This window comes from Enterobacter sp. CGMCC 5087, assembly GCF_003144775.1.
Taxonomy (GTDB): domain Bacteria; phylum Pseudomonadota; class Gammaproteobacteria; order Enterobacterales; family Enterobacteriaceae; genus Enterobacter; species Enterobacter cloacae_M.
Map to the genome: position 1 here is coordinate 1 of NZ_QFXN01000049.1, position 8,079 is coordinate 8,079.

Annotated in this window: 6 protein-coding genes; 1 reads left to right on the forward strand and 5 read right to left on the reverse strand. The window is 53.6% G+C overall.

Translation table 11 applies throughout. The features are described 5' to 3' along the window. Positions 1–79 precede the first annotated feature (79 nt). From DEO48_RS04730 to efeU, 5 genes are all read right to left on the reverse strand, one after another. Positions 80–1,585 (reverse strand): sodium:alanine symporter family protein, encoded by a 1,506-nt coding sequence (locus tag DEO48_RS04730; RefSeq protein ID WP_045354582.1) that lies wholly within the window; start codon positions 1,583–1,585, stop codon positions 80–82. A gap of 393 nt (positions 1,586–1,978) precedes the next feature. Beyond that, positions 1,979–2,770 carry a phosphate starvation-inducible protein PhoH gene (gene phoH, locus DEO48_RS04735; protein WP_029740192.1) on the reverse strand — a complete coding sequence of 264 codons (792 nt, stop codon included), beginning with the start codon at positions 2,768–2,770 and terminating at the stop codon, positions 1,979–1,981. A gap of 500 nt (positions 2,771–3,270) precedes the next feature. Then, the gene (gene efeB, locus DEO48_RS04740) at positions 3,271–4,554 is read right to left on the reverse strand and encodes an iron uptake transporter deferrochelatase/peroxidase subunit (RefSeq protein ID WP_109844497.1); all 1,284 of its coding nucleotides are present in this window, start codon (positions 4,552–4,554) and stop codon (positions 3,271–3,273) included. A gap of 5 nt (positions 4,555–4,559) precedes the next feature. After that, positions 4,560–5,687 carry an iron uptake system protein EfeO gene (gene efeO / locus DEO48_RS04745; RefSeq protein ID WP_045354579.1) on the reverse strand — a complete coding sequence of 376 codons (1,128 nt, stop codon included), beginning with the start codon at positions 5,685–5,687 and terminating at the stop codon, positions 4,560–4,562. 40 nt (positions 5,688–5,727) lie between these two features. Beyond that, a complete protein-coding gene (gene efeU / locus DEO48_RS04750) occupies positions 5,728–6,561 on the reverse strand; it encodes an iron uptake transporter permease EfeU (protein WP_109844498.1) in 834 nt (277 codons plus the stop codon). A 251-nt stretch (positions 6,562–6,812) separates the two neighbouring features. On the opposite strand from efeU, the gene DEO48_RS04755 reads away from it, so the two are divergent. Next, the gene (locus DEO48_RS04755) at positions 6,813–7,997 is read left to right on the forward strand and encodes a NupC/NupG family nucleoside CNT transporter (RefSeq protein WP_109844499.1); all 1,185 of its coding nucleotides are present in this window, start codon (positions 6,813–6,815) and stop codon (positions 7,995–7,997) included. The last annotated feature ends 82 nt before the right edge of the window (positions 7,998–8,079 follow it).

Sequence of the window (8,079 nt, forward strand, 5' to 3'; positions counted from 1 at the left end):
GTCAATCCCCCCCGGTGCGGACTGAGCCGCCTCACAAAAAAAAGCCCGAACTAATGCCCGGGCTTTTTTATTCGATTCCTCAGCTATTCAACTTTGCTGCCGGCTGCTTTCTTTCAAGCGATGAAACCTGCTCAGGCTGAACACCATCCTCATCCTTACGCCCATCAAGCCAGTAATCCGCATTTTTAATTCCCAGCCGAACCGGGTCAAACTGTGGATCCAGCCCCTGCGCATTCTGGATTTCATAATCCTTAAGGCTGGCAAACGCTTTTTTATGCAACAGAACAATGGCAATAATGTTGAGCCACGCCATCAGCCCTACCCCGATATCCCCCAGTCCCCATGCCAGATCCGCGGTGCGAACCGTGCCATATACCGTGGAGGCCATCAGGCATAGCTTGAGCAGGAATGTCAGCCATGGACGGTGAATTTTACGGTTAATGAAGGCGATATTAGTTTCGGCAATATAGTAGTAGGCAATAATCGTCGTGAAGGCAAAGAAGAACAGCGCAATGGCAACAAAGTAATTACCAAAGCCTGGCATCATACTTTCCATCGCCGTCTGCACATAGCCAGGACCCGCGGCCACGCCAGCAATCCCGGTATAAAGCGCTGCGCCGTCGACGCCCTGGACGTTATACAGCCCGGTGATCAGCAGCATAAACCCGGTCGCGGAGCAGACAAACAGCGTGTCGATGTAGACCGAGAACGCCTGAACCAGCCCCTGCTTCACAGGGTGGCTCACCGCCGCCGCCGATGACGCGTGCGGCCCGGTCCCCTGCGCGGCCTCGTTGGAATAGACGCCGCGCTTAACGCCCCACATGATGGCCTGACCCAGGATGGCACCGAAACCTGCTTCAAGGCCGAACGCACTTTTCCAGATCAGCAGAATAACCGAAGGGAGCTGGTTAATATTAATAGCGATAATCACGCAGGCGACAATAATATACCCCAGCGCCATAAATGGAACGACCATGCTGCTAAAGCTGGCAATCCTTTTTACACCGCCGAATATAATAAAACTTAACAGCACCGCAAGTAATGCCGCCGTAACGTTCGGACTCAGACCAAAAGCAATATCCAGGCTCGCCCCAATCGAGTTTGCCTGCACGCCCGGAAGTAATAATCCGCAGGAGAAAATAGTCACAATAGCAAATAACCATGCGTACCACTTAACGCCTAAACCTTTTTCAATATAAAAGGCAGGACCACCGCGATATTCGCCGTTAATTTTTTCTTTATAAACTTGTCCCAGGGTGGATTCGACAAATGCGGAGCTGGCACCTAAAAAAGCGACTATCCACATCCAGAAAAGCGCGCCCGGACCGCCAAAGGTAATTGCCGTGGCCACACCGGCGATATTCCCTGTCCCCACGCGGCCTGCCAGAGTCATCGTCAGCGCCTGAAACGACGATACGCCTGCATCGGTAGGACGCCCCTGGAACATCAGGGTAATCATATGTTTGATATGCCGTAATTGCAGGAAGCGACTACGCAGCGAGAAATAGAGGCCGACACCCAGACATAAAAATATTAACGCAGGGCTCCAGATTACACCATTAATAGCACCAACCAGTTCGTTCATGTATGACCCTCAGCGTGATGTTTCAGGGAAAAAGCTCCCCTGTTGTGTTTCTTCTTAGAATTTTGTTCGAACAAGTACGAAACATAGATAACTCACCTGAAGACACCAACTTAATTTTTACTTCATAGTAATGTTCTGTGACAACATTCACGTTTAATTTTTAATTAACAATTAGCGCGCTCATTATATTCACAGGTATCTTGTGGGTATTATCACTTCATATCACACTTCTGCAAAAAAGAATAAAAACGCCCACCCACTTAATAATCGGAATTATTGATTCAGCAATACGGTACTTAAATAAGGGGAATTTCTGCGGAGTATAAACGACGCTTCCCGGCATTACGCCGGGAAGACATTACAGGAAAGAGGCAAAACGATAATGCTTTACCTTTAGTCGGAATAGACCTGCAGCGTGCGCTGACAGAGCGCTGAACGCACGCAGTCCTCTTTGGTGAAGCGTACCACCCCAATCATCTCATCTTCCTCAAAACGTGACATGGCGTCGCTCAGCCCGGATTTCACGCCGGATGGCAGGTCACACTGGGTAATATCGCCGTTAACGATAACCGTCACGTTCTCCCCGAGGCGCGTTAAAAACATCTTCATTTGCGCAGCGGTCACGTTCTGAGCCTCGTCAAGAATGACGACCGCATTTTCAAATGTACGTCCGCGCATATAGGCGAACGGCGCGATTTCCACCTTGCCAATCTCTGGTCGCAGGCAGTACTGCATAAAGGATGCACCCAGTCGCTTCACCAGCACGTCATAGACGGGCCTGAAGTACGGAGCAAACTTCTCCGAAATATCTCCGGGCAGGAAGCCGAGATCTTCATCAGCCTGCAGTACAGGACGGGTAACAATAATGCGCTCCACGTCCTTATGAATCAGCGCTTCCGCCGCTTTGGCTGCACTAATCCAGGTTTTCCCGCATCCGGCTTCACCGGTTGCAAAGATGAGCTGTTTACTCTCGATAGCATTCAGGTAGTGCGCCTGAGCCTCATTGCGCGCCACAATTGGAGAATTATCACGGCTGTCTCGGGCCATGCCAATTGCTTCTACGCCACTCATCTGCACAAGCGAGGTGACCGATTCTTCTTCACGCTGTTTATGGCTACGTGAATCCCGTCTCAGCACACGTTTTGCTTCGCGACGAGCTTTGATCACTGCTTTTTGTCTTCCCATGGATAGCACCTTGAGTTGTTGGTATTCATCACACGCGCCAGCTTCGGCACGATTATGCGCACGAACATCAGAGGGTTGGCTTCCTTGTAAGCCATTGCTTGCTTTATCGGATAACGATACGGAACAGCTACGCGCACCGTTCTGCACGTCGGTCGAATCAGATTCTTGAGGAAGGGGGGAGAATTTAGTGGTGAGGAAATCGCTGCCGGAGTCTGAGCCTCCGCGCCGGGTGCTGCGGTTGTTATGTTTACCTTGTCCAGTACAGGACGCAACCATTCGCGATCTCCATAGTGATTCAGCATCACTGCCGGGAACTACCGCTGTCTTATCTTAAGTACATCAGGAGTTATCATAAATGCAACATTTATTTTACCTGAATGCAACTTTTAAGACTGTCCCTACAGGTGAAATCAGTCTCATATAGAAATATTACAGAAATATAACAGGAGGATAGTCATATGAAAAAATAATGTCCCCGCGAACGGTTGCGGGGACAATTATCAGGCTTCAATAAGACCTTGAGCGAGGTACGCGTTTCGATCGCGCACGCCCGGCAGGGCGAAGAAATAGCCGCCGCCGATAGGCTTAATGTACTCTTCCAGCGCTTCGCCGTTGAGCCGCTTCTGTACGGTCAGGAAGCCTTTCTCCAGATCGTGCTGATAGCAGACGAACAGCAGCCCCATATCAAGCTGTCCGGCGTTGGTCACGCCGAGCGAATAGCTGTAGCCACGACGCATCATCAGGCTGGACTGCGTCTCTTTGGTGCGCGGATTGGCCAGACGAATGTGGCTGTCGAGCGCGATGACGTCGCCATTCGGATCGCTCGCGTAGTCAGGCACATCATGCTCGTTCTTCATGCCGAGCGGCGCGCCGCTTTGCTTATCGCGACCAAAGATCGTCTGCTGCTCCTTGAGCGGCGTGCGGTCCCAGAACTCCACGTGGAACTGGATAATCCGTATCGCCTGATAGCTGCCGCCCACCGCCCACGCCGGTTCGCCCCGATCGGCAGTGACCCACACCACCTCCTTCATGAGCGCACCATCGCTGCTGTCCGGGTTGGCCGTGCCGTCCTTAAAGCCCAGCAGGTTCACCGGGGTCTCTTTCCCTTTACTGCGGGCGGCGTGGTCCGAGATAAAACCCTCCCGCTTCCAGCGCACGCTCAGCAGATCCGGCGTGTGCTTGATGATATCGCGCAGGGCGTGGATCACCGTATCCTGGGTATTGGCACAAATCTGCAGGAGCAGGTCGCCATGACACAGCGCCGCGTCCAGAGAGTCATTCGGGAAACGCGTCATTTTCTGCAGCGCTTTCGGCTTCTGTTTTGCCAGCCCATAGCGCGCATCAAACAGCGACTCACCGAGCGAAACGGTAATGGTCAGGTTATCCGGGGCGATAAACGGCCCCAGAATGCCGGAGTCCATTGGCGGCAAACGCGGGTTCGGCGTATCGGGCGCCGGTCCGCCGGCGGTGAGAAACGCGATGCGCGTCGTCAGCAGGCGGAACAGGCGCTCCAGATCGGCTTTATCGCTGGCCAGCGAATCAAAGGCCACCAGCATCATGGACGCCTGCTGCGGCGTCAGGATGCCCGACTGATGTTCGCCATAAAACGGCTGCGTCTCCATGCGGGCATTGGGTGACAGCGTGCCGGGCGCGCTTTGCGGTTTCGCCGCATGCGCTACCGGACATCCGCCAGCCAGAGCAAGAGCGCCCCCCAGCGCCCCCACCCCTTTTAACAATCGACGACGTGAAGGCTCAACCACATCGTTCTCGCTATGCTTATTCATCGTGCTTAGTCCAGACCCAGTACGCCGCGCAGCAGAGAGAGATCTTCCGCCAGGGCGGTAATCGGGCCTTTCAGCGCGTTACGGTCGGCATCGGTCAGCTTGTCGTAGGTTTCAAACCCATCTTTGGTACGGTACTTCGCCAGAATGGTGTCGACTTTTTTGAAGTTGGCATCCACTTTGGCCAGCAGTTCGCCGTTCTCTTTCTGCAGCTGAGGACGCAGCAGGTTAACAATTTTCTGCGCACCGTCGACGTTGGCCTGGAAGTCCCACAGATCGGTATGGCTGTAGCGATCTTCTTCGCCGCTGATTTTGCTCGCGGCCACTTCTTCAATCAGGCCGGCCGCGCCGCCCACTACTTTTGACGGCGGGAAGGCCAGCTCGCTGATGCGCTTTTGCAGCTCCAGCACGTCGCCGTTCAGCTGCTCGGCGTACTTCTCCATCCCTTTGGTAGAGTTGTCGCCAAACAGGGCTTTTTCAAGACGGTGGAAACCGGTGAATTTCGGATCGGCGGCTTTCTGCTCGTAATCGTCTTCGCGGGCATCAATGCTGCCATCAAGGTCAGAGAACAGTTCGGCAATCGGCTCGATGCGCTCGTAGTGCTGACGGGTTGGCGCATACAGGGATTTCGCTTTTTCGATGTCACCGGCCTTCACCGCATCGGTAAAGGCTTTGGTTGCCGCCGCCAGGTCCGCCGTTTCTTTCGTGACATAGGCTTTATACGCCGTAATCGCGTCGCCCAGGCTCAGCACCGCTGCGCCTTTCGCCGCATCGGCCGTCGCTTCACCTTTGACGATAAGCTTCCCTTTAGGGTTGGTCAGCAGGCCGCAGGTCATCTCATACTCGCCCGGCTGCAGGTTGGCGGTCATCTTCTGGCTGAAGCCAGGGGCGATGTTTTCGCGCTCCTCCACCACCAGAACCCCTTTCAGAATCTCCCACTCCAGCGCCTTCTGGCTGTGGTTCTGAATAATGAACTGGGTTTTGCCGCTGTTCACCGTGAGGGTCATCGGCTCACACTGCTTATCATTAACGGTGACTTTAACCTGAGGTACATCCGCGCCCCAGGCGGAGAATGCAGAAGCGAACAGCGCGGCAATGCCTGCGCATAACGCACTACGACGGAACTGAATTGCCATGACTCTTCCCTTTATAAGTATGTTGTAACTAAAACAAAAATTATGGCGTAACGCGCGACGCCTGCGTGCCGGTACGCGGCGGCATAGCGAACAGCACCAGCGCCGGTACCAGATAAATAAAGTACATCGCCACTTCGCTGACGCTCGGCGTTTCCTGATAGCCGAAGATACCTTCGAGCAGGGTGCCGGTCAGAGAATGGGTGGAGAGCACGTTGCTGAGGTCGAACGCCACGTCCTGGAAATGGTTCCACAGGCCCGCCTCGTGGAAGGCGCGTATCGCCCCCGCCGCCAGCCCCGCAGCCACCAGCAGAATAAACAGGCTGGTCCACTTGAAGAATGCGCCCAGGTTCAGGCGGATACCGCCCCAGTAAATCAGGAAACCGAGCACCACGGCCGTGGCGAGACCAAGCATGGCCCCCAGCGGCGGCCAGATCCCCACATCCTGCTGAAACGCCGCCAGCAGGAAGAAAACAGACTCAAGGCCTTCACGCGCGACGGCGAAAAAGACCATCATAATGAGCGCCCAGCCGTGGTTATTGCCCTTTTGCAGCGCGTTATCCACCGCCTGCTCCAGCTGCACCTTCACGTTGCGGGAGACTTTACGCATCCAGAACACCATCCAGGTAAGGATCACCACCGCAATTACGGCGACGATCCCCTCAAACAGCTCCTGCTCTTTCTGCGGGAACTCCCCGGTGGTTTCGTTGATGAGGATACCGAGGCCCAGACAGAGCGCCGCGGCGAGGAATACCCCGACCCACATGACGCCAATCCAGCGTCCGCGCTGGGTTCGCTTCAGATAGCTGGCGATAAGGCTCACGATGAGGGCAGCTTCGAGCCCTTCACGTAACATAATGAGAAATGGAACAAACATGCCGACACCTTAAATGTTTATCGCGGTCAACTGATGCAAAGAAAGGTAAATTCTTGTGATAGTGATTATCATTACGGCGAAAAGAAACACAAGCGAAATGTGTGGTGTTTTGATGACGAGTTGTAAACGCAAAGCCTGTTAATAGTTGCCGACGTTACCGTTAAGTTTATAAGTTATAATAAAATTGCCCATTTACGGTTAACCAGCGCTGTGGCTAAATATCCTTCTCAAAAACCAACTGAAAATAAACCATGTTTAAGATTGTCCATTTCCTGCTGGCGCTGGTGATTATTCTTGCGCTCGCCTGGCTGGTGAGTTTCGACCGCCGAAAAATTCGCATTCGTTATGTTTTACAGCTTATTGTCATTGAGATTGCCCTGGCGTTCTTTTTCCTGCACGCCGAAAGCGGGTTATTCCTGATTAAATACGTCTCGGGATTTTTTGAGTCACTGCTTAAATTTGCCGGTGAAGGGACCAATTTCGTCTTTGGCGGAATGGGGGAAAAAGGGCTGGCGTTCATTTTCCTCGGCGTGCTTTGCCCAATTATTTTTATTTCCGCGCTGATTGGTATTCTTCAGCACTGGCGGATCCTGCCGATTTTTATTCGGATAATCGGCACGCTGCTGTCAAAACTGAACGGTATGGGCAAGCTGGAATCCTTTAACGCGGTGAGCTCGCTGATCCTCGGCCAGTCGGAAAACTTCATTGCCTACAAAGGCGTGCTGGGCGATCTATCCTCTCGTCGTCTCTTCACCATGGCGGCCACGGCCATGTCGACGGTCTCCCTGTCGATAGTCGGCGCCTATATGACCATGCTCGACGCCAAATTTGTCGTCGCGGCGCTGATTCTGAACATGTTCAGCACCTTTATTATTCTCTCCGTCATCAACCCGGCGCGCCCGGAAGCGGAGCCGGATATCAAGCTGGAAAAACTGCATGAATCGCAGAGCTTCTTCGAAATGCTCGGCGAGTATATTCTGGCCGGTTTTAAGGTGGCGATGATTATTCTGGCCATGCTGATTGGCTTTATCGCCCTTATTAGCGCCGTTAACGCCCTCTTCTCCAGCGTATTTGGCATGAGCTTCCAGCAGATTTTGGGCTATGTGTTTTATCCGCTGGCATGGCTTATTGGTATTCCGCTGAGCGATGCCTTAAACGCGGGCAGTATTATGGCGACCAAGCTGGTGGCGAACGAATTTGTGGCGATGATTGAGCTGCAAAAAATCGCGCATCAGATGTCTCCTCGCGGGCTGGGCATTTTATCCGTCTTCCTGGTGTCGTTCGCAAACTTCGCGTCCATCGGCATTGTGGCGGGGGCGATTAAGGGCCTGAACGAGCAGCAGGGGAACGTGGTGTCGCGGTTTGGTCTGCGTCTGGTGTACGGCGCGACGCTGGTGAGCCTGCTGTCGGCGAGCTTTGCGGGGTTGGTGTTGTAAGTGTTTTTGCCCGGCGGCGCTTCGCTTGCACGGGCCTACGATACAACAACGGCGGGATTTCCCGCCGTTTTTTTTAGAACTG

Coding starts and splice junctions, on each gene's coding strand:
- DEO48_RS04730 (WP_045354582.1), bottom strand. CDS start 1,585: ATGAACGAACTGGTTGGTGCTATTAATGGTGTAATCTGGAGCCCTGCG.
- DEO48_RS04755 (WP_109844499.1), top strand. CDS start 6,813: ATGTTTAAGATTGTCCATTTCCTGCTGGCGCTGGTGATTATTCTTGCG.
- efeB (WP_109844497.1), bottom strand. CDS start 4,554: ATGAATAAGCATAGCGAGAACGATGTGGTTGAGCCTTCACGTCGTCGA.
- efeO (WP_045354579.1), bottom strand. CDS start 5,687: ATGGCAATTCAGTTCCGTCGTAGTGCGTTATGCGCAGGCATTGCCGCG.
- phoH (WP_029740192.1), bottom strand. CDS start 2,770: ATGGGAAGACAAAAAGCAGTGATCAAAGCTCGTCGCGAAGCAAAACGT.
- efeU (WP_109844498.1), bottom strand. CDS start 6,561: ATGTTTGTTCCATTTCTCATTATGTTACGTGAAGGGCTCGAAGCTGCC.